Source organism: Acetobacterium fimetarium (assembly GCF_014284475.1).
In the GTDB taxonomy this organism is placed as follows: domain Bacteria; phylum Bacillota; class Clostridia; order Eubacteriales; family Eubacteriaceae; genus Acetobacterium; species Acetobacterium fimetarium.
Window position 1 is genome coordinate 183,554 of record NZ_WJBC01000003.1, and the last position, 21,307, is coordinate 204,860.

Here is a 21,307-nt window from a genome sequence, read left to right on the forward strand (position 1 = left end):
TCTACCTCACAATCTGTTTCTGCTAAGATCAACACTCCGGGAAATATTCAATACCGGCCCCATCATCGCAAAGAGAATGATAACCGATGATCCGCCGGCACTCATAAAGGGAAGTGCCATCCCGGTAACCGGAATGACGGCTGATGCCACGCCAATGTTTACCAGAACCTGAAATGCCAGCAGCATCATGACACTGCTGGTATATAAATACCCGAAAGTATCCGGTGATTTTTGAGCAATCTTAAATCCCCGCCAAATAACAAATGCAAATAAGCCCAAAACGATCAAACAGCCGATAAAACCGAATTCTTCTGCGATGTTTGCAAAAATAAAGTCATTCTGCAATTCCGGCAGAAATGAATATTTCTGTTTCCCATTGCCTAATCCCTTACCCCAAAAACCGCCGGTGCCAATGGCCAATAGCGACTGGGTTATCTGATAATCATAGCCGCTTTTGCCTAAAAAAACATTGAAGCGGTCAAGACGCCAGGGTTCGGCAATCATCAGTGCCACAAATGCCGCCAGTCCGACCCCGATATAAGGCAAGAAGATTTTAAGCCGAACGCCGGCAAAATACAAAACGCCACACATTCCGATCGCGATGGCCATCGTCGCACTCAATGACGGTTCGACAACGGTAATCGCACAGATAATGCCTAAGGGCAGCATACAATACAGGAAAAAGGGCCCCGGTTCGCGGATAACATTCCGGTTTCTTGAAATGAGTGTACTGAAATAAAGAATCCCGGCTACTTTTGCAAATTCGGACGGCTGAAAGGTTGTCACTTTCAGATCAAGCCATCGTCTTGCGTCATTGACTTTCACGCCGATACCCGGTATTAAAACAATCAGCAGCAGGAAGGCGGCGATCACCATCGCAATGATATAATATTTTTTGTAGGTTCGATAATCGATTCTACTCATGACCATCATGACAAGAACACCCAGAAAATCAAATAATAATTGTTTCAGAAAAAGGGTATACCCTTTTTCACCACTAATTGTCGCTGAATACATACTGGCACTAAAGACCATTATTACCCCAATTCCTGCCAGTATCAATAAAGCAATCAAAAAGGGTCGATCTATTCTTCCTGTTTTCATGGATTACTCCTCAATTTCTTATTGATTCTTAGTCACTAGTTCCTTGAAAATTCGACCTCGGATTTCATAATTATCAAACATATCCCAGCTTGCACAGGCCGGTGATAACAACACGGTGTCTCCGTCTACTGCTTCCGCTTTTGCCGCCGCAACCGCCTCTTCATAATTATCAACCTTTGTGATGTTTGTAAAACCTTTGGCCGTTGCCGCTGTTATTATATCATTGGCAGTCACCCCTAATACAATCAGTCGTTTTACACGTTTTGCCACTAATTCCATTAGTTCCGAATAGTCTTCTTTTTTATCATAACCACCGGCGAGCAGAATGATCGGTGTATCGACCGCGTTTAATGCCGTGATGGTCGCATTGGTATTGGTTCCCTTTGAGTCGTTAATATAGGTTACGCCGGAAAAACAGCCAACCCACTCCAACCGGTGCTCAACGCCTTTAAACTCTTTCAGCACTGTCACGATCACATCGATTGTCACCCCGGAAAAATAGGCCAAAGTCAAGGCCGCCAGAGCATTCATGGTATTGTGCGGTCCGATGATTCCCAGTTCGTCCTCACGACATACCGTTATTACTTCTTTCCCGTTATTGATGTATAATTTTCCATCCAAACACCAGGCCCCGTAATCCAACGGCTTCAAATAGCTGAAATACGCTTTTTTCGAAACCGCCTGTTCTCCGAGTTGGCAGACCAGCTGATCATCTGCGTTTAAAACCAGCAGGTCGTCGTTGGTCTGATTCTCAAAAATCCGGCCTTTTGCCTGGACATAGTTTTCCATCGTCAAATGCCGATCGAGATGATCGGGGGTCAGATTGAGAATCGCTGCTGCTCTGGGGCGAAATGCCTGAATGGTTTCCAGCTGGAAACTGCTGATTTCCGTCACGAAAACATCCGCTTCTTTCGATTCCGCAATATAATTCGTGATCGGATCGCCAATATTTCCAACCACATAGGTTCCCCGTCCGGAAGCTTTGAATATTTCTCCCAACAAAGTGGTGGTGGTGGTTTTTCCATTCGTTCCGGTCACTGCAATAAAGGGCGTTTTTGTCAATCGATAGGCTGCTTCAACCTCTCCAATCACAGGAATGCCCTGTTCATAGGCCGCTTTGATAATCGGAATGATCAGCGGAACGCCGGGACTTACAATAATCTCGTCGATTGCTTTTAAGATCTCCGGGCTGGGCTGAATACCAAATATGGATTCAAAACAGGGCCTTTTTTCATATTCCAGAATTTGCGGAAACTCTTTTAAAATAATGCTGGCTTCTCGGGTGTCGGTTAACACCACGCCTTCTCCCAAATCCAGCAGTAATTCTGTTACAGCCACGCCGCTTCGGGCGGCCCCAATAACCAATGTCGTTTTTCTCATGTTGAACCTCTCCTAAACTAAACTAATGAATGCGATGATCACAAAAATCACGGACACAACCCAAAAGGCTGTTACAACGCGGGTTTCACTCCAGCCGCCCAATTCAAAATGATGATGAATCGGCGCCATTCTGAAAAAGCGTTTTCCCTTGGTGGCCTTGAAATAACCTACCTGAATAACCACCGATAATGCCTCAATCACAAACAATCCGCCGGCAATCAGTAAAAATATCTGCAGCTGAGTCGTGATTGCCACTACCACAACGGCACCACCTAAAGCCATCGAACCGGTATCGCCCATAAAGATATCCGCCGGATTGGAGTTATGCATTAGGAAGCCCAGGCAGCCGCCGATGACACCACCGATAAAAACCGTCGTGGCGGTTACCGATAAAACCATCGATCCGACAAAAAAGAAAATACACACAATCAGGGTTACTCCTGCGGCCAGGCCATCGAGTCCATCCGTCAGATTCACGGCATTGACAATGGCAATGACGGCAAAAACGGTAAACGGCACGTACCAGATGCCAAAATCAACCGGCTGGCTCATAAACGGCACGATCAGCGTTGAACCGATGGTCGGACAATAGTAGGCATACAAGGCAATGGCCAATGCGCCCACAAACTGAAGCACAATTTTCTGCCAGGCGCGCAGGCCGAGATTGTGTTTTTGGGCAACCTTGATGTAATCGTCGATGAAGCCGACGCAGCCAAAATACAGCATGACGATCAGTGGGAAAAAATCCCAGATCCGGGTTAACAATGACAGCAGAATGAAAGCGATGATCACGCCCAACTGAATGACCAGACCACCCATCGTCGGGGTCCCCGATTTTGCCAGATGGCTTTGTGGTCCTTCTTCCCGTATCGCCTGTCCGAATTTCAACCGTCTGAGCATCGGAATGATAAGCGGAGTAACATAATAAACGACCGCAAAAGAAATAAGCAGTCCAACTAATCCTAATTTAAAAGCCGGAATTTCCATTATTTGTTTCCTCCTTCAATATAATCAAGCACTTTTTCCAGACCCATTCCGCGGGAAGCTTTAATTAACACAATATCTTCCGAAGCGATGATTTTCCGGAGACACGCTCCCGCCGCATCCGCATTTGCGACGTGATAAACATCGTTTCGGTTCTGGCCATATCCCCTGCAGATCTCTTTTCCTAAATCGCCGACACCGATGAGAACATCCGCTTTCTTTCTTGCGTATTCGCCAATTTCGTAATGCGCAGCCGGGCCGAAATCGCCCATCTCAAGCATATCTCCTAGCACGGCGATCCTTCGTCCGTAATCAGCTCCGACGGTTTCCAGCACATCAAGTGATGCTTTCATCGCATCCGGATTCGCATTATAAGCGTCATTGATCACTTTTATCTTTCCGATTGAAAAAATATTCATGCGGTTGCCACTCGGCACAAAAGCATCCAGACCTTTTTGTATTTCCGGTTGCGTCATTTTATAAAAATGTCCCAGCCAAATTGCAACCAGACAATTATAAACATTATGTACGCCCGGAAAGCCAAAAGAATAGTTTTCTTTTTTCCCTTCCCATTCCACCAGCATTTGGAGGCCACTGCTGTTGGAGACATATTCAAGTGCCTTAATGCTCTGCTGATCGTTTATTCCGAAGGTTTGAACCTGATAGCTGTTTTTTTCTTCTTTCAGCTTTTTAAGAAAGCCGTCGTCGCCATTGACCAGTGCCATGCCGTCATTCTTTAATGTCTGCAATATTTCTTTTTTTGCCAGAAATATATTTTCCTGCGTTTTCAGACGTTCAATATGACAAAGGCCGATATTGGTGATCACACCAATGTCGGGATCAACACTCCTGATCGACTTTGAAATATCTCCCAGATGATCCATTCCCATTTCAATCACCGCCATTTCATGTTCCGGTCCCAGATTGAAAAGCGTTTGGGGAATGCCGTATTCATTGTTAAAATTTCCTTCGGTTTTGAGTGTTGTGTATTTTTGGGCAAGTACCGATGCAACCAGATCTTTAGTGGTCGTTTTACCACTGCTTCCTGTAATAGCAATCACCGGCAACTGATAGCGATGTCGGTTGAAACTCGCCAGCGCTTTCATGGCTTCCAAAGTCGACTCCACTAATATGACAGTCATCTTCTCTGGAAACGGCCGATCTTTTTCCTGGGTCAGACTCACGCTGCCACCATTTAAAAAAGCCTGTTCAATATATTCATGGCCATTATTCTTTTCGCCGATGATCGGAATGTACAAATCACCATTTTGTATTTTCCGGCTGTCAATCTTAACGTTTTTTATTTTTAAATCCCGTTCACCTTGAAGTAATTCCCCCCGGGTGATTCCGAGTATTTCATCAATACTGATACTGTCCATCGATAAATTTTTACCTGATCTTTCTCCAGAATTTTATTCACACAAAGGCCGACGATTACCTGTCTTCACTTAGCAAGCGTCGGCAAAACGGCAAGATACCGAGTCGCTTATTTCCCTGTATTTTTTCTTTTTTTCCAAAAGACTGTGATATTATACCAAACTTTCCACATAAAGAAAAGCAAGGATTTCCCCCTCGCTTTTCTTTTATCTTTACTATGGCGTAAATGTCACACTAACATCACTGCCTTTTTCCACAACCGTTGTGGCGGCCGGTGTCTGACTTGAAGCAAAACCATTACCCGTTATTTTAAGGTTGAGTCCCAAACCGGATAGTATCTCATTGGCACTTTGAATTGAAAGCCCCTTGACATCCGGAACCACCACGGTTCCGCTGGTATTACTGGTAGAATCGCCCAAGCCCAGGACAATTTCAGTACTCGCATCATAAACGGTGTTAGTGGGAATGCTCTGGCTGATTACAAGGCTGCCGGCGGTAGCCGGATCGAAGCTGTATTTGATCCCTTTTTCGTCAAGAATACTGGCCGCAAACGCCTTGGTCTGCCCAACAAGATCCGGAACCACAATGCTGCCTTTTTGGACGGCTTCGGCACTCACATTACTTAAGTTTGTATCTGCGGAATTATAATTCAGGGTCTGCTCCATCAAACTGATTGCCGTTGGCGCTGCACTGGTGCTGCCGTAAGCGCCTGCCTTCGGTTCATCCAGAACAACATAGACGGAATACTTCGGGTCTTCAACCGGTGCAAAACAATAGAATGAAGTAACATATTTCGTCGTTGAATAGGCGCCATCGATGAATTTCTCAGCGGTTCCCGTTTTTCCTCCAATACTGTAACCTTCAGAAAGGGCGGTCATGCTTGAATCGTATTGTACCACCTTCCGCATAATCTCACGCATGGCTGAAGAGGTTTCAGTTGAAATGATCTGTTTAGGCGATTCTTCGGTTTCAGTGCCCTTTGTTTTACTGGAAATAATCGTCGGTTTTTGATAATATCCGTTGTTCACAACACTGTTCAATGCACTGATCATCTGAATTGGTGTAACGGCCAATCCCTGACCGAAAGAAAAGGTTGCATAATCCACCTGGTTGATTCCGCCATTGGCTGTCGAAAGACGGTTGATGATCCCCGATTCTTCTCCATCCAGCTCAATTCCAGTCTTCTGACCCAATCCAAAATTGTAAACATACTGGAAGAAAACATCCGGATCCAGTTTTTCAATCATTTGAACCAAACCGGGATTGCAGGAAGTCGCAATCGCATCGGAAACAGTCTCTGTTCCATGAGGTCCCGTCGAACAGTTGATAACCGCATCGCCAACCTGGATGGATCCGGCGCAATAAACCGTTGTATCCGGTGTGACCACCCCTTCTTCAAGGGTCGCCGCGCCGGTTAGCGCTTTAAAAGTTGAACCCGGCTCATAAATAAAACTGACTGCCGGATTCTGATACATTTCCAGCAATTTTTCCGAATCCGTCATTCCCTTGATGTCCTCAGAATGGGTAGCTGTGAAGGTTGCATCCAGTGTATCCGAGTCGTTGAGATTATAATCCGGATTTGATGCCATGGCGACAATCTCACCGGTTTTTGTGTCCATAACGATGGCTGTAACACTTTTTGTCTGCCATGTTGCGGCCGCTTCGGCCACTGCTTTTTCAGCCATCAATTGAACATTGCTGTCGATGGTTAAGGTAATATCTTGCCCCTGAACCGGTTCCTTGAGGATTTTAGTCTGTGACGCAATCTGGTTTCCATCGGCATCCTTCTGATAATAGACGACCCCGTTTTCACCGCTTAAGATATCGTTATACGTCGCTTCCACACCATAAAGTCCGTTGTAATCGGCGCCGGTGAATCCCAGAATATAGGAAGCAAAATTGCCATTGGTATAGTATCTCCGATAATCGTTGAGCAACTCAACACCGTTGTAGCTTTCAATTTCTCCGGCATCATTTTTGATTGCTTCGGAATTTTTTAGCTCCAACGCCAGGGCATTATCAACTTTGCCCTTAATCAGAACGGCGGTATTTTCTTTTCTTGTCGCCAGATCATGAATTTCATCATATTCCATATCCAAATCGCTGGCAAGCGACTTGGCAACGGCATCAGGATCGGTGATTTTGATCGGTTCAAAATAAAGGACATTGTCTTCAACCGTCACTCCCGGGAAATTATGGCTTAAAGCCGTCACTGCCGTCGATTGACTGATCCCTGTTTTGACCTCAACGATATCATTTTCCAGGACCGAAATCTTGGCCATGACGTCTTCAACTTTCAAGCCAAGTTTGCTGCTGAGTGTCTTCGCCAGCCGCTCCGGTTGTTCAACTTGAAAGGGGATGACATTAACCGCTGACGCGGACGAATCTTTCGCCAGCACATTCCCGTTCCGATCGTAAATATCGCCTCGCGATGCGGTAATCGGCACTTCCTCAACCAGCTGATCGACCTGTCGTTCGTATTTCCCTTGCGAATTTATAATCTGCAGGGAAAACAATCTGATTATAACAATAATTAAGCACAATGAAAGTATAACCATCGCAAGTAGAATCTTATTCTGCTTGCTGACTGGTCCAATCTCCCGTTGTGCCTTCTTTTTTCTATTCACATTTATTCTCCAGAATCTATTCAGGTTTTCGACCGTTCGCCCTAAACCGTTTAAAGCAAACTATCGTTTAAAATAAATTTTGCAACCAACTTTTTACTTTTTCTGTCTCTGTCTCAGTTGTCTTCTTTTCCTGTTTGGCAACCGTCTCTTTCCGATATTGTGTTTGCGTCGGCTCGGTCATACCGTAACCTCTCGCTTCGGCTTCAATGGCTTGCAAGTCCATATTTGTAACCAACTGACCTTCTTTACTGTCATTCACCAGAACGGCTGCATCCAGTGTTTTTTGAAGGCTCAGAATTTCTGTATTCTTTTCTGTAATCACCGAATGTTGAAACAAAAGTCCCGCCATCACCCCAAATGCCAGAAAGCAGCAAAAAGCAATGAGCAAATCAAAGCTCATTGTTTTCTTCTGGGGTTTGGCTCTTCGTTTTTTTTTACTTGCAGTCGCCATGGAACTCTCCTTAATGTTAAATCAGCTTCCTGTTCCCAGCTTTTCAATGATCCGCAGTTTTGCACTTCGAGAACGTCGGTTTTGTTCCTGCTCATCTTGCCCCGGCGCGATCGGTTTTCTTGAAATTATTTTCAATTCCGGCTTTTTTCCACAAACACATTGTGGAAAATCCGGTGGACAGGTACATGGGTTGGCTCTGTTTTTAAAGAAATGCTTGACGACACGGTCTTCCAGGGAATGGAATGTGATCACACACATCCGTCCTCCCGGTTTAAGTGCATCAAGCCCTTGCGACAAAGCATCCTCTAATATTTTTAATTCACCATTAACCTCCAGGCGAATCGCCTGAAATGTTTTTCTGGAAGGGTGTTTTTCCTTATTGCGTTCCCTGGGAGGATAAGCTCTTTTGATAATCTCACTTAATTCCAGGGTTGATGTAATCCGTTTAACTTCTCTGGCTTTCACTATGGACTTTACTATCTGGCTGGCAAACTTTTCTTCCCCATACAGAAACAGGATCTTTTTTAATTCTCCGGGTGGATAGTCATTGACAACTGTTTCTGCCGTTAAATCGGCAGACTGGTTCATTCTCATGTCCAGCGGTCCATCGTGATGATAGGAAAAGCCTCGGGTATCATCATCCAGTTGAAATGATGAAACCCCGAGGTCATATAGAATACCGTCGATTCCAAAGAGATGGAGGCTCTCCAGAACCTTGGCTAAACTGGCAAAATTACTTTTCACAAAATAACGCTGGCAGGTATAATTTTCGAGGCGTTTTTTTGCATAATCCAGGGCAAAATCATCTTGATCAATGCCCACCAAAATCCCATTTTCTCCCAAAGCTTCACAGATCCATTGGGAATGCCCGCCGCCGCCTAATGTACAATCCACATAAACGCCCGCCGGATGAATACACAGGCCTTCAATTGATTCGCGCAATAAAACGGATGTGTGAGAAAATGTATTTGGCTTCATTAAATTCCTAGCATTGCCATATTGTTGGCAATGTCCTCATAGTTTAAATCATCATTATCATTATAGCCGGACCATAACTGACTGTCCCAAATTTCCAATCGATTTGAAACGCCGATGATGGTCACCTCTTTTGTGATTTTTGCATATTTCCGAAGCGAAATCGGAATGCTGGCTCGACCCTGTCGATCCAATTCACAATCGGCAGCACCGGCAAAGAAAAAACGGGTGAAGGCCCTTGCGTCTTTGTCCGATATTGGCAAAGACTTCAATTTGCTCTCAAAATTTTCCCACTCTTCCATGGAAAAAACAAACAGACAACAATCCAGCCCCTTCGTTAGGACGAACTGACCGCCAAGAGATTCTCTGAATTTTGAAGGAATGATTAATCTTCCCTTATCGTCGATATTATGCTCATATTCTCCAAAAAACATTCAGATTCCCCTCCTTCTTACTTTGCTCTTCCATTCTGTTCCACATTATACCACACTCCACCACCCTTCACAAGTTGAACAGACATCTATTAAGAAAAAAACAGGGTTTTATTTTGTTAAAAATTAACAACATTTGTATTGATTTTATATCAGAATGCTTTAAAAAATATTTTTTTTACCGGGCGTTGACAAGCACATCACGGCAACGCCATTAAATCGTTTTCTGCCGCTGTCACCACGTTTACATTTCATTTTTTTAACAGTTTCACCTTAAAATTCCAGATTATAACTTGTGATTATAGGGGTTTTAGTTTAAACTATTAAAATAATGAAAATTAAGGAGTATGAAAAATGAGAGCAGTAGTCACGGTTATCGGAAAAGACCGCACCGGAATTATTTACAATGTGTCAAAAATTTTAGCAGAAAGCAATGTCAACATTGAAGACATCAGTCAGACCGTTATGGATGATTTTTTCACCATGATCATGCTGGTTAACTTGGATAATATGTCAATTGATTTTAATAAATTAAAAACCCAGCTGGAACAAATAGCTGACACGATCGGCATGTCCATCCGCATTCAGCATGAAGATCTTTTCAATGCAATGCACACCATTTGAGGTTGAATTATGACAATGTTTAAAGACGTCCTTGAGACGGTAAGAATGATTGAAAAAGAACGCCTGGATATCCGCACCATTACCATGGGGATTTCATTGCTTGACTGTATTGATTCTTCTGGCGAAAAAAGCAGAAAAAAAATATACGATAAAATCGCCCGTTTGGCCGAAAATCTGGTAAAAGAAGGGGAACGGATTGAGACCGAACTGGGTATTCCCATTGTCAATAAACGGATCTCGGTAACCCCGATTTCACTGATTGCCGGCAGCAGCGATGACCTGAATTACGTGGCATACGCAAAAACGCTTGATGCCGCCGCTGCGACGGTTGGTGTCAACTTCATTGGCGGTTTTTCTGCCCTGGTTCCAAAAGGCTTTACCAAGGGCGACCGCATTCTGATTGATTCCATTCCTGAAGCACTGGCAACGACCAATAACGTCTGTTCATCAATAAATCTCGGCTCGTCGAAATCCGGTATCAACATGGATGCCGTCAAACGCATCGGCGAAGTGATCAAGGAAACCGCCTATCTCACCCGCGATGCCGACTCCATCGGTTGCGCGAAATTCGTGGCTTTTGCCAACGCGGTGGAAGACAATCCTTTTATGGCCGGCGCCTTCCATGGCGTGGGCGAAGCTGAATCCGTCCTTAATGTCGGCGTCAGCGGCCCCGGTGTTGTCAAACGCGCGCTGGAAAAAGCCCAAAATGCATCCTTCGGTGAAATGGCGGAAATCATTAAAAAAACAGCCTTTAAAATCACCCGTGCCGGTCATCTGGTCGGAACAACCGTCGCCGAACGACTTAACGTTCCCTTTGGCATTCTGGACTTATCCCTGGCGCCAACCCCGGAAATCGGCGACAGTGTGGCCCGTATTCTGGAAGAGATGGGACTTGAACACTGCGGCGCTCACGGTACCACTGCCGCACTGGCCATGTTGAACGACGCTGTAAAAAAAGGCGGGATTATGGCCTCAACCTCAGTTGGTGGTTTCAGCGGCGCATTTATTCCCGTCAGTGAAGATGAAGGCATGATTGAAGCCGTCGAATGCGGCGCCCTCACCTTTGATAAACTGGAAGCCATGACCAGCGTCTGTTCAGTGGGCATCGATATGGTTGCCATTCCCGGCGATACCCCGGCGACCACTATTTCCGCCATCATTGCTGATGAAGCGGCAATTGGTGTCATCAACAACAAAACGACCGGGGTCCGACTTATTCCAGTGTACGGAAAAAGCGTTGGCGATACCGCCGAATTCGGCGGTCTCCTTGGACATGCGCCGATCATGCCGGTTAATAAAAATGACTCCTCTGTTTTTATCAACCGTGGCGGTCATATTCCTGCCCCGATTCATAGCTTCAAAAACTGACATTTATAAAAGCACCAATGTTATTTTAAAGGTCATCGCAAAACAAATGAAATTTGTTTTGCGAAAGCCCTTTTTTTATTTAATTTTTCACCAACCTTATTCAGTGCCATCACCGTAATGTGTTATAATGGAAAAAAACAGCTTAGCGAGGTTCATTTATGTTTACATTGCCCGATTATATTTCCCCTGATTTCACAGAAGATTTCTTTCAAAAGGCGCCTAACGTCCGCACCATGCCCGCTCCCCTGGACGGCGTCGTGCCGGAAAATTTTTATGCCACCACGATCTACCCCGAATATTTTAAAATTCACGATAACTGGCGGCTGATGTCCGAAAGCCGGATGGACTGTGTTGTTGTCATCACTGATGATCTTCCGCAAGCCATCGAGTTCAGAAACGTCAAAAAAGGAGACTCGGTTGTGGTTGGCCGTCAGGAAGGCGGGGAAAACGGCGTCTATGTGGATCATTTTGCCTTTTCAAAAAAGCCGAACAAAGGGGATAATTTTTCATTCAGAACTTCGAATTCCAGAGAAACTGCTTATTCCAGAGACTATGACCGACTCTATGAATTGCTGGAATTTGAACGCGAGCACGGTTATATTCTCTGGGTTCTCGGCCCGGCGGTGACTTTTGATCAGGATTCCCGAAACGCCATGGCGCACCTGATTAGTTCCGGCTATGTGGATGCGCTTTTTGCCGGAAATGCACTGGCCACTCACGATCTGGAGTCTCATTTTTTCAACACCGCTTTAGGACAGGATATTTATTCCAAAGAGAATAAATCAATGGGACATTACCACCATATTGAAACCATCAACCGTGCGCGCAGTTGCGGTTCGTTCGAAAAACTGATTGAAAAATACAAGATCGAAGACGGCATCGTCAGTGCCTGTATCAAGAACGAAATACCAATGGTATTAGCAGGTTCCATCCGGGATGATGGACCTTTACCCGGCGTCTATGCAGACGCCTACGAAGCCCAGGATGCTCTGCGGACACATACCAAAAAAGCCACGACCGTGATTTGCCTGGCCACTCAGCTTCACACCATCGCAACCGGCAATATGACACCCTCCTACCAGGTTGTTGACGGTGTGGTGCGTCCCGTCTATTTTTATTCCATTGATATCTCTGAATTTGTGGTCAACAAGCTTAAAGACCGCGGGAGCCTGAGTTCCAAAGCCATCATCACCAACGTCCAGGACTTTATGGTCAATCTCCAGCGCAATCTGCCTGAATAAACGCACAAAAAGAGCGATTTCACAACAAAACCGCTCTCAGGTTGTCAACAAACCCCGTACCGACAATTGTTAATCGGTTGTATGCTACAAGATCGGACAGGCTAACGCCGTGTCCGCCATGATGCATACAACACGATGCAACAATTATCGGTACTACGTTAGTATTTTATCCACAGTATCCGGCAAGGGCCAATCCATGATCGCTCCTTGCCGGATATTTTTTTTATAGTTTAATGGCTCCCAGCACTTCTCCGATCTTTCCATTGATTGTCAGATTTGACATATCGTCCATGGGTGTCGAAGATTTATTGATCAAAACCAGATGGTTGCCCCGATAATAATTAATCAGACCCGCTGCCGGGTAAACCGCTAATGAAGTTCCCCCGATAATCAGGACATCGGCTTTGGCAATCGCGGAAACGGATCGATTCATGACATCACTGTCCAAACCTTCCCCATATAAAACCACATCCGGCTTGATCGTTCCGCCACAGGAGCACTTGGGAACTGTTTCGGTTCCGGCAATGATTTTCACATCATAATACTGATGACATTTCATGCAGTAATTTCGCAGCACCGATCCATGCAGTTCCAGCACATTTTTACTCCCGGCCATCTGATGAAGCCCATCGATGTTCTGGGTGATCACGGCCTTCAGTTTTCCCGCCGCTTCAAGCTCCGCCAATTTGATATGGGCTTTGTTCGGGCGGGCCTCCGGACATAACATCTTGTTACGGTAGAACCGGTAGAATTCCTCGGTATTATCCATGAAAAATTCATGGGATAAAATGGTTTCCGGCGGATATTCATAATTTTGGTTGTAGAGACCATCCACGCTTCTAAAATCGGGAATGCCGCTTTCCGTGGAGACTCCTGCCCCACCAAAAAAAACAATATTCTTTGCCTGATCCACAATTTCCTGTAATTTTTTAATTTCTGCTGTCATTTTTTCTTCTCAGTCTCCTTTGCTTATTCTTCAATTTCTTTCTAAAACCATTCTACCATATCAAAAGCCATTTTACTTGAATCAAGATGATAAATCTTTGCATCACCGGAGGTCAGCAGCCACTCCGTGACGATTCTCTTCTGAAGATTCTGTATGGCATCCGGCATCGCAACGATGCATCAAAGATCGCCCGGGTACATTCCAACACGTTGTAGTCATCCATCCCCGCCGGCATATCCATATCCGTCGCATCGGTGACAGCTTTGATCAACGGATTTTTATCTCGCTAATTTCAAGCGATATTCGCGTCCGGCCATCATGACTTTCCCGTCACTTTTACTCACAATTATTTGCCAACTGCGTAATCGGGATGAATTTTCTGGGCGGAACCGGATGCTCACCGATCATTTTCTCCATCCAAACCATATCATACCAGGTTTCAAATTTATAGCCGCATTTTGTAAAATGTCCGACTATTTTATACCCCATCTGCTCGTGAAAACCGATACTTCCCGGATTCGGATAGGCAATGCAGGCGTTCAGGTTGATGATATGCTGTCTTTTCAGGGTTTCTTCCAGGGCATTGTAGAGTTTTTTTCCGATTCCCTTCGCTTTGCTGTCCGGCCTGACGTAAACTGTCACTTCAACCGCCCAGTCGTAAGCGGCCCGCCCCTTAAAGGCAGATGCGTAGGTATAGCCGACAATTTTATCATCAAGTACTGCAACCAGATAGGGGTATTTTGTCAGCGTTCGTTTTATCCGCCCTTTAAAATCAGCGATGGTGGGAATCTCGTATTCAAAGGTAATGGCCGTATCCGTCACATAGGGCGCATAAATATCCAGAAGTTCTTGCGCATCAGCCTCGGTTGCGATGCGAATTGTAATATCATGATTCATTTTTATTGCCTCCAGTCTGTCCGTTCTATTCAATCAATCAGTAAACGAACCATCAACCGGCTCCATTTTTCGCACGCTAACCCGGTTGTGGCAATCCACTTTGGAATTTATCTAATTTTAGATTACCCAGCTCCGCTTTTCAATGAAATTATGCTAAAACAGAAAAAAAACTGGAAAAAGATCTAAAAAATTGGATTTGGCGAAAAAAACGCTTACAATTCAGTTGTGTCTAACTTTATAAAAAGATATAATAGAATTCATAAAGTAACGCTTGACCCGGAACGGAGAAAATAATGTTTAAAAAGAACACCCTTCATTTTAAGTTGAATCTATTTATTCTCAGCATTATTTTTTTAATTGTCACCATCGGATTCATTATCGCCATCAATATTTTCTTTTCCATCTATGAAGACGATGTGACCCATAACATTTCAACAGGGGTTTCTCAATTCAAAGAAATTGTGATTGACCATCATAAAACACAGCTTCTGTCCTTTACCGAGGGACTGGTGGATCCTTCCACTCACCTGCTTTCACAAAAAGACGCCATCAGCGAACAGGACGTACAGAAATATATCGTTTATGCAAATAACACCGGGGTTGAATTTGTTCAACTCAGCAGTGCCGGTACGGTGTTGTATCAAACCCTCGCCTGTGAGCAGCGTGTTCTGGACATGGCTTCACAAAAATCCGATCCGAATAACACCGAACCCACTTTATGGGTAGATGGCAGTGCGGAAACGGGATTGCATTTGTTCTGCCGCTATCCCATCATCGACGCCAATAAAAAGACGATCGGCAGCATTCTGGTTGGACAGCCAATTGCCAATCAGGATATTGTTGAATATATCAAAAGCACGACATCTCTCGATGCGACCATTTTTGCCGGAAACAAACGCATTGCAACCACCATTATGAAAAACGATGTGAATCAGGTCGGCACCACACTGGACGGTTCCATCGCCGCCACGGTTCTTGATCAGGGCGATGAGTATTATGGGAAAGCCAAGATCTTGGGTGAACCCTATATGGTTGCTTATGTTCCTGTTTTAAATTCAGACCAGCAACCGGTGGGTGCCTTGTTTTTAGGCAAATCCATGCTCTCCATCTATACCATGCGAAACCATATCGTGATATCGCTTTCAATTTTAGGCGTTCTTTTGTTTATTGTGTTTTACGGCTTCTCGAATCGCTGGCTGAAAAACAATGTCACCGCGCCCATTCGCTGGGTTGCCGATGCAATGAAAACAATTTCCGCAAATGAATATGCCATTATCGAAAATATGCCGAAGGCGAAAAACGAGGAAATCGATATTCTTCAGACCACCATGCAGACAATGGTTGCAAAACTGGTGGCCGGGCAGAAAAAGCTGGAAACGGCGGCTTATATTGATGCCATTACCGGTTTGCCAAATCGCGTCTTTCTTTATGAAAAATACAACAGCAATCCGCTGATTAAGAATCAGGACGCCTTGTCTGTCGTCTATTATCTTGATGTGGACAATTTAAAATACATCAATAATTTATTTGGTCATCGTATCGGGGATGGCCTGCTGATTCAAATGGGAACGGTTTTAAAAGGTCTGATAAAGGAATGGCCTGAATATGAAGTATACCGTATTTCCGGAGATGAATTTGCCATCTGCAAAGAAGGCTATTATGACCGTGACGCTGTGACGAATTTATCCAAGTTGATCCTTTCCGTTTTTGAAAAGGCCTTTACCGTCTATGATCAAAGCGTCAGTGCGAGTGTCAGCATCGGCATTTCCTATAACGACAGTTGCAACGGCACACGATGCGAAGTCTGCACGGAAAAATGCAAGGATGACCTGGAAATGCTGCTGAAGAAAGCGGAACTCGCCATGAACCGGGTCAAGATGAATGGAAAAAACAATTTCATGATCTTTGATCCTTCAATGAATGAAGCGATTCAACGCAAAGCCTCGCTGCAGCAGGATTTGAAACTGGCAATGAAAAACGAGGAACTGGAACTATATTATCAGCCGAAATTCGATCTGGAACTGAACCGTTATGATGGTATGGAAGCGCTGATAAGATGGAATCATCCCGTCCGCGGGTTTATCCCCCCCTTCGAATTCATTAAGATTGCCGAAGAGTCCAATCTCATCGTCGAATTAGGAAACTGGATCCTTGAAAAATCCTGTCGCTTCATCATGGAATACAACCAGGTTCACCATTCGGATTACTGTGTCTCCGTCAATGTCTCAACGATCCAGCTTCTGAATGAGGATTTTGAAAAAAGCGTATTGAATATTCTCGAAGCAACCGGGCTGAATCCTGACTATCTTGAACTGGAAATTACAGAGACAGTGTTTATGCACTCGATGGATATTGCCTATGAAAAGCTCAATTTTTTCAGAGAGAAGCATATCAATATTGCCCTGGACGATTTCGGAACCGGCTATTCTTCCCTGACCTACTTGAAATCACTTCCCATCACAACGGTAAAACTTGACAAATCATTTGTGGATGACATCGCCTATAATGATATTTCTTTTGAAGTTGTGGATAACGTCATCCAGATTGCCCGCAGCATCGGACTGACCATCGTGGTGGAAGGCGTAGAAACAAAAGAACAGCTCCAGATTTTAAAGAGTTTGCGCTGTCATAAGATACAGGGCTACTATTTTTCGAAACCCGTTTCTGATCTGGAACTGCCGCTGGTGCTCGATCAGTACGAATAGCCGCCGATCAATAGCAGCTTAGCGCCTGCTCAAATACCCGGGTATTTGAGCAGGCACTTGTCTTTATTCTGACCGCTCCATTGATACACCAAAATCTGCGCGACTTCTGTATCCTGCGATCATTTTACAAATTCATTACAAACGTTTACATTCTGTCTATGTACTTTTTGCGAATTGGTGTTATAATGAAGACGAATCAAAGATCAGACAAACTTTTCCAGGCTGAATGATTTCGATCATTGAAAATCAAACAACTCCTTAACCGACCTGGTAGAATCAATAAAAAAGCGGAAAAGAATGAGTATCAAATCCCCACTCAAAAACCTGATTTTATCAATCACTAAGTTATGATGTGCCGCACACTTTTAGAACAAGTATCCGCAGCCATCCAAAATCGGGAAAGATTAGTTTAAGATCGGTATTCGTATTATGGAAAACACATCTCAACAAACAATCGAAATGGGAAGGTATCCATAATAAAAAATAACAGATCAAGAATGAAACATCCTCCTGAAAAGACAAAGTGATTAAAGGGTAAACGGGAAAGATTTGGACGAAAGAACAGATCATTCTGAAATTGATGACATTGGAAAAAGACCGGACATAACTGACAGAAAAAATTTCCAATTGAAAAAGTAAGATAATTCCTGACCGTTAAGCGAAGCGTTGATGCCGGAAAAGTCAAAATAAGATTTTTGATACAAAGAAAGAGGTGAGTCGGACAAGATGACAACAGAGATTGTAAGCTGAAGCCGGTTCTGCAAATAAAAATGTAGAATCGGCTTTCAGCATTTTTTGTTATTGATTTGTGGTCATCTTTCTGATGAAACGCTGTCAAAAGCCCCGCTGCAACTAACGGTGTGCGATGATGAGCACCGCCTCAATTAAAGCAGTCTGGCCACACCGGAATCAACAGCCGCCTGATGCACGGCTTTGGCCACAGCCTTACCAACTTGTGGATCGAAGGCTGGCACAATGATATAGTCGGCGCTGAGCTCCTCCGCGCGAATCAAGCCGGCGATCGCTTCTGCGGCCGCAACCTTCATCGCTTCGTTGATGTCACTGGCTCTGGCATCCAATGCGCCTCTGAAAATACCCGGGAATGCCAAAACATTGTTGATCTGGTTGGGATAATCTGACCGTCCCGTTCCCACTACCCTGGCTCCTGCTTTTAATGCGAGTTCCGGGTCAATTTCGGGATCCGGATTGGCCATCGGCAAGACAATAGCATCTTCCGCCATCGAATGCACCATTTCCCCGGTGACGATTCCTGGCGCGGAAACCCCGATGAAAATATCGGCCCCCTTCATGGCATCAGCCAGTGTCCCTTTTATCCGGTTCTTATTGGTCATATCCGCAATTTCCTGATGAACCCAGTTGCTGTATGTTTCTCCACCGCAGAGAATTCCCTTGCTGCTGCAGGCGATAATATCCTTGACGCCGACATTCAACAGCATCTTGATGATCGCCGATCCGGCTGCTCCGGCGCCGCTCATGGCAACTGTCACGTCTTCCCATTTTTTTCCAACCACTTTCAGGGCATTGATCAGCGCCGCTGTCACCACCACTGCCGTACCGTGCTGGTCATCATGAAAAACCGGGATGTCCATTTCCTCTTTCAGTCTTCTCTCAATTTCCGCACATCTCGGGGAGGCGATATCCTCCAGATTGATGCCGCCGAAAACCGGTTCAATCATTTTGACGGTATTGATGATGACCTCCACATCTTTGGATGGAATGCAGATGGGAAAAGCATCCACGCCGCCGAATTCTTTGAACAGAACGGCTTTGCCTTCCATAACCGGCAGCGCGGCTTCCGGGCCGATGTCGCCCAACCCCAATACCGCGGAACCGTCGGTGACCACCGCCACAGTATTTCCTTTTCCGGTGTACTTATAGACATCTTCCCTGTTTTTGTGGATCATTCGGCAGGGCTCGGCCACACCCGGGGTATAGGCGACAGATAGATCGTATTTGTTTTTTACCGGAACCTTGCTGTCGATGCTCAGTTTGCCTTTCCACTCTTCATGTAGTCTTAACGCATCCTCTTTTATTCCCATCATACCCTCCTTTAATAATTATTTCCGATGCAGCACCACATTCGGGCTGCCTTCAAAAGCTTGGTCATCAATTTCCTTAATCGTTGTCGGTAAATATACATCGGTCAGCTGCGCGCAATCCTTAAATGCCCAGGCCAGAATTTTTTCTGTCCCCTCGTTGATCTTGACCGTCTTCAACTGATCGCACTGGTTAAACGCGAATGAAGCGATCCGTGTCACACTTCCGGGTATCTCGATTTCTTCGATGCCGCATCTGGTCATTGCATACTGCCAAAAATCCTTCAGGTTTGATGGCAGCTTCACTTGCTTCAGGTTTTCGCAGCCGTCAAAAACAAAGCCGCCAATTTCAATGACTGAATCCGGGAACTCGGCACGTTCCAATTCTTTGTTTCCTTTGAAAATATCATCGTACACCACCAGAATATCCTGATCAACCGGCATGATAGCCTCTTTGCCATCACCCTTGCATTCCATCAGGCAGACGCCAAAATCTTCCTTTTTATAATAATAATGATACATTTTTTTCTCCTCTTCAATCGTCATTATACCGAAAAATAAAACAATGCTTTTATTTTATAGCAAACATCCCACTTTGTAAATGATAACAGGTATCGAAAGTTGGCCATCGGTTCTTTTCTGAAATCTGCCTCAAAGTCAAGATTACCCTCACTTCTTTATTTCTTCCAGTATGACGATATCTTCCCGGCGGCTTTTCCGATTCAACAAGCGGTAGGCCGTTAAAACTGCACCAATCATGCAAATTGCCGCCGCGACGATATACACAATGCTCATGCCGTATACAAATGCGTCATTTCTTCCCACCACATAATCCGTCACCGGATAGCCGATCTTATCACTCATTCGGTTGTACAACAGGGTGGTAGACAGGGCGATCCCGCAGACCATTCCCAGATTTCTTATCAGTGCGTTCGTGCTCCCGGCAATGCCCAGTTTATGCTTTGGCACCGTGGACATGATCAGCGAATTATTGGGTGACTGGAACAATCCATTTCCCACTGATAACACCGCGATATAAATCACAATGATTGTCAGGGAAGAATGATCGTTTAAGGTGGACATCAACAGCAACGCCAGACTTGTCATCAATAATCCGGCAAACGTCAGCATTTCTGAACCGATTTTGTCGGACAGATAACCGGAAAACGGTGACACCACCGTCAAAATAATCGGCGATATCATCAGCACCAAACCGGCAAAAGACGGCGAATACGCCAGCACATCCTGAAAATAGAAAGGCTGAATGATGTTGGTGCAGAATATGGCGACAAAAGTCAGAAATCCGCAAAACAGACTCAGCGAAAACAGTTTGTTCTTGAAAATTTCCAGATCCAGCAGCGGTTCAGCCTTCTTCTTTTCCACCAGAACAAAGGCGATAAACGCGATGATGGCAATGAAAAAACCGGATAAAACGATCGGCTGGCTGAATCCAATTTCCTGACCTTTACCAATGGCGGCAAACAAAGGAATGATGGCAAGCATAAACAATACCGCGCCTGTCACATCCAATTTTCCGGCCACCGTTCGGTTGCTTTTAGGAAGTATCTTAAGCGCCAGAAAGAAAATGATGCAGCCGACAGGGACATTAATTAAGAAGATGTATTCCCAGCTGAAAGCACCGACGATCAGTCCACCCAATGGCGGGCCAACCAGCGATCCTAAAGCAACAAAAGTACCGGTTGTACCAAGCGCTCTGCCTCTTTCATTTGCCGGAAATACAGCTGTGATAATCCCCTGATTATTTGCCATACAGCCCGCGGCGCCAATTCCCTGGATGATTCTGGCCAGGACCAGAAGGGAAAAGGAACTGGTCAAACCGCAGAATAAGGACCCCAACGTGAAGAGCACCAGCCCAAACTTGAAGACTCGCACCTTGCCCAGTATATCCCCCAGCCTTCCAAAAACCAGAATTGTCGCTGCGATGACAATTAAATAACTGGTTACAATCAATTGAATGCCTGATGTTGTGACATCCAGAACTTTTGACATGACTGGCAATGCCACATTGACAATGCTGCCATCCAGGGTGCACATAAACGTGACCATCACGACGACGAATAAAATCAGCCATCTGTTTTTGTTAATATTATTATTAATTTCCTGCTCCATTTTTTCTCCT

Annotated in this window: 18 protein-coding genes; 4 read left to right on the top strand and 14 right to left on the bottom strand. The window is 44.9% G+C overall.

Annotated elements, in window-relative coordinates; all coding sequences use genetic code 11:
• Nucleotides 1–6: 6 nt before the first annotated feature.
• From ftsW to mraZ, 8 genes are all read right to left on the bottom strand, one after another.
• Complete coding sequence (ftsW, locus tag GH808_RS03635; protein ID WP_186841432.1) at nt 7–1,104, bottom strand: putative lipid II flippase FtsW; 1,098 nt, start codon at nt 1,102–1,104, stop codon at nt 7–9.
• A gap of 18 nt (nt 1,105–1,122) precedes the next feature.
• A complete protein-coding gene (murD, locus tag GH808_RS03640) occupies nt 1,123–2,484 on the bottom strand; it encodes a UDP-N-acetylmuramoyl-L-alanine--D-glutamate ligase (protein ID WP_186841433.1) in 1,362 nt (453 codons plus the stop codon).
• A gap of 12 nt (nt 2,485–2,496) precedes the next feature.
• Nucleotides 2,497–3,471, bottom strand: a complete 975-nt coding sequence (mraY, locus tag GH808_RS03645) for a phospho-N-acetylmuramoyl-pentapeptide-transferase (RefSeq protein WP_186841434.1) — start codon at nt 3,469–3,471, stop codon at nt 2,497–2,499.
• Nucleotides 3,471–4,847: a UDP-N-acetylmuramoyl-tripeptide--D-alanyl-D-alanine ligase gene (locus tag GH808_RS03650; RefSeq protein WP_186841435.1), complete on the bottom strand. Its 1,377-nt coding sequence runs from the start codon at nt 4,845–4,847 to the stop codon at nt 3,471–3,473. The genes mraY and GH808_RS03650 overlap by 1 nt, the downstream gene beginning before the upstream one ends.
• Before the next feature lie 213 nt (nt 4,848–5,060).
• Nucleotides 5,061–7,472 (bottom strand): penicillin-binding transpeptidase domain-containing protein, encoded by a 2,412-nt coding sequence (locus GH808_RS03655; RefSeq protein WP_186841436.1) that lies wholly within the window; start codon nt 7,470–7,472, stop codon nt 5,061–5,063.
• 67 nt (nt 7,473–7,539) lie between these two features.
• Nucleotides 7,540–7,872: a hypothetical protein gene (locus GH808_RS03660; RefSeq protein ID WP_186841437.1), complete on the bottom strand. Its 333-nt coding sequence runs from the start codon at nt 7,870–7,872 to the stop codon at nt 7,540–7,542.
• Nucleotides 7,873–7,944: 72 nt separating this feature from the next.
• On the bottom strand, nt 7,945–8,901 hold the full coding sequence (gene rsmH / locus GH808_RS03665; RefSeq protein WP_186841438.1) for a 16S rRNA (cytosine(1402)-N(4))-methyltransferase RsmH: 957 nt from the start codon (nt 8,899–8,901) through the stop codon (nt 7,945–7,947).
• A complete protein-coding gene (mraZ, locus tag GH808_RS03670; RefSeq protein WP_186841439.1) occupies nt 8,901–9,332 on the bottom strand; it encodes a division/cell wall cluster transcriptional repressor MraZ in 432 nt (143 codons plus the stop codon). The genes rsmH and mraZ overlap by 1 nt, the downstream gene beginning before the upstream one ends.
• A 351-nt stretch (nt 9,333–9,683) precedes the next feature.
• Between mraZ and GH808_RS03675 the strand changes: the two genes are divergently transcribed.
• From GH808_RS03675 to GH808_RS03685, 3 genes are all read left to right on the top strand, one after another.
• Nucleotides 9,684–9,953, top strand: coding sequence for an ACT domain-containing protein (locus GH808_RS03675; RefSeq protein ID WP_186841440.1), 270 nt, complete (start codon nt 9,684–9,686; stop codon nt 9,951–9,953).
• A 9-nt stretch (nt 9,954–9,962) separates the two neighbouring features.
• Nucleotides 9,963–11,321 (top strand): PFL family protein, encoded by a 1,359-nt coding sequence (locus GH808_RS03680; RefSeq protein ID WP_186841441.1) that lies wholly within the window; start codon nt 9,963–9,965, stop codon nt 11,319–11,321.
• Between the two features lie 158 nt (nt 11,322–11,479).
• Nucleotides 11,480–12,562 (top strand): putative NPN-dependent ornithine cyclodeaminase, encoded by a 1,083-nt coding sequence (locus tag GH808_RS03685; protein WP_186841442.1) that lies wholly within the window; start codon nt 11,480–11,482, stop codon nt 12,560–12,562.
• Between the two features lie 223 nt (nt 12,563–12,785).
• On the opposite strand, the gene GH808_RS03690 is transcribed toward GH808_RS03685, so the two are convergent.
• From GH808_RS03690 to GH808_RS03700, 3 genes are all read right to left on the bottom strand, one after another.
• Entirely contained in the window at nt 12,786–13,508 is a 723-nt protein-coding gene (locus GH808_RS03690) for an NAD-dependent protein deacylase (protein WP_186841443.1), read from the bottom strand.
• Nucleotides 13,509–13,620: 112 nt separating this feature from the next.
• Nucleotides 13,621–13,779, bottom strand: a complete 159-nt coding sequence (locus GH808_RS03695) for a hypothetical protein (protein ID WP_186841444.1) — start codon at nt 13,777–13,779, stop codon at nt 13,621–13,623.
• 65 nt (nt 13,780–13,844) lie between these two features.
• On the bottom strand, nt 13,845–14,405 hold the full coding sequence (locus tag GH808_RS03700; protein WP_186841445.1) for a GNAT family N-acetyltransferase: 561 nt from the start codon (nt 14,403–14,405) through the stop codon (nt 13,845–13,847).
• Nucleotides 14,406–14,698: 293 nt separating this feature from the next.
• On the opposite strand from GH808_RS03700, the gene GH808_RS03705 reads away from it, so the two are divergent.
• Nucleotides 14,699–17,110 carry an EAL domain-containing protein gene (locus GH808_RS03705; RefSeq protein WP_186841446.1) on the top strand — a complete coding sequence of 804 codons (2,412 nt, stop codon included), beginning with the start codon at nt 14,699–14,701 and terminating at the stop codon, nt 17,108–17,110.
• An 884-nt stretch (nt 17,111–17,994) separates the two neighbouring features.
• On the opposite strand, the gene GH808_RS03710 is transcribed toward GH808_RS03705, so the two are convergent.
• From GH808_RS03710 to GH808_RS03720, 3 genes are all read right to left on the bottom strand, one after another.
• Nucleotides 17,995–19,170 (bottom strand): NAD(P)-dependent malic enzyme, encoded by a 1,176-nt coding sequence (locus GH808_RS03710; RefSeq protein WP_186841459.1) that lies wholly within the window; start codon nt 19,168–19,170, stop codon nt 17,995–17,997.
• Nucleotides 19,171–19,188: 18 nt separating this feature from the next.
• Nucleotides 19,189–19,689 carry a leucine-rich repeat domain-containing protein gene (locus GH808_RS03715; RefSeq protein ID WP_186841447.1) on the bottom strand — a complete coding sequence of 167 codons (501 nt, stop codon included), beginning with the start codon at nt 19,687–19,689 and terminating at the stop codon, nt 19,189–19,191.
• A 147-nt stretch (nt 19,690–19,836) separates the two neighbouring features.
• Nucleotides 19,837–21,297 carry an MFS transporter gene (locus GH808_RS03720; protein WP_207722246.1) on the bottom strand — a complete coding sequence of 487 codons (1,461 nt, stop codon included), beginning with the start codon at nt 21,295–21,297 and terminating at the stop codon, nt 19,837–19,839.
• Between the last annotated feature and the right edge of the window lie 10 nt (nt 21,298–21,307).

Coding starts and splice junctions, on each gene's coding strand:
- ftsW (WP_186841432.1), bottom strand. CDS start 1,104: ATGAAAACAGGAAGAATAGATCGACCCTTTTTGATTGCTTTATTGATA.
- murD (WP_186841433.1), bottom strand. CDS start 2,484: ATGAGAAAAACGACATTGGTTATTGGGGCCGCCCGAAGCGGCGTGGCT.
- mraY (WP_186841434.1), bottom strand. CDS start 3,471: ATGGAAATTCCGGCTTTTAAATTAGGATTAGTTGGACTGCTTATTTCT.
- GH808_RS03650 (WP_186841435.1), bottom strand. CDS start 4,847: ATGGACAGTATCAGTATTGATGAAATACTCGGAATCACCCGGGGGGAA.
- GH808_RS03660 (WP_186841437.1), bottom strand. CDS start 7,872: ATGAGCTTTGATTTGCTCATTGCTTTTTGCTGCTTTCTGGCATTTGGG.
- rsmH (WP_186841438.1), bottom strand. CDS start 8,901: ATGAAGCCAAATACATTTTCTCACACATCCGTTTTATTGCGCGAATCA.
- mraZ (WP_186841439.1), bottom strand. CDS start 9,332: ATGTTTTTTGGAGAATATGAGCATAATATCGACGATAAGGGAAGATTA.
- GH808_RS03675 (WP_186841440.1), top strand. CDS start 9,684: ATGAGAGCAGTAGTCACGGTTATCGGAAAAGACCGCACCGGAATTATT.
- GH808_RS03680 (WP_186841441.1), top strand. CDS start 9,963: ATGACAATGTTTAAAGACGTCCTTGAGACGGTAAGAATGATTGAAAAA.
- GH808_RS03685 (WP_186841442.1), top strand. CDS start 11,480: ATGTTTACATTGCCCGATTATATTTCCCCTGATTTCACAGAAGATTTC.
- GH808_RS03690 (WP_186841443.1), bottom strand. CDS start 13,508: ATGACAGCAGAAATTAAAAAATTACAGGAAATTGTGGATCAGGCAAAG.
- GH808_RS03700 (WP_186841445.1), bottom strand. CDS start 14,405: ATGAATCATGATATTACAATTCGCATCGCAACCGAGGCTGATGCGCAA.
- GH808_RS03705 (WP_186841446.1), top strand. CDS start 14,699: ATGTTTAAAAAGAACACCCTTCATTTTAAGTTGAATCTATTTATTCTC.
- GH808_RS03710 (WP_186841459.1), bottom strand. CDS start 19,170: ATGGGAATAAAAGAGGATGCGTTAAGACTACATGAAGAGTGGAAAGGC.
- GH808_RS03715 (WP_186841447.1), bottom strand. CDS start 19,689: ATGTATCATTATTATTATAAAAAGGAAGATTTTGGCGTCTGCCTGATG.
- GH808_RS03720 (WP_207722246.1), bottom strand. CDS start 21,297: ATGGAGCAGGAAATTAATAATAATATTAACAAAAACAGATGGCTGATT.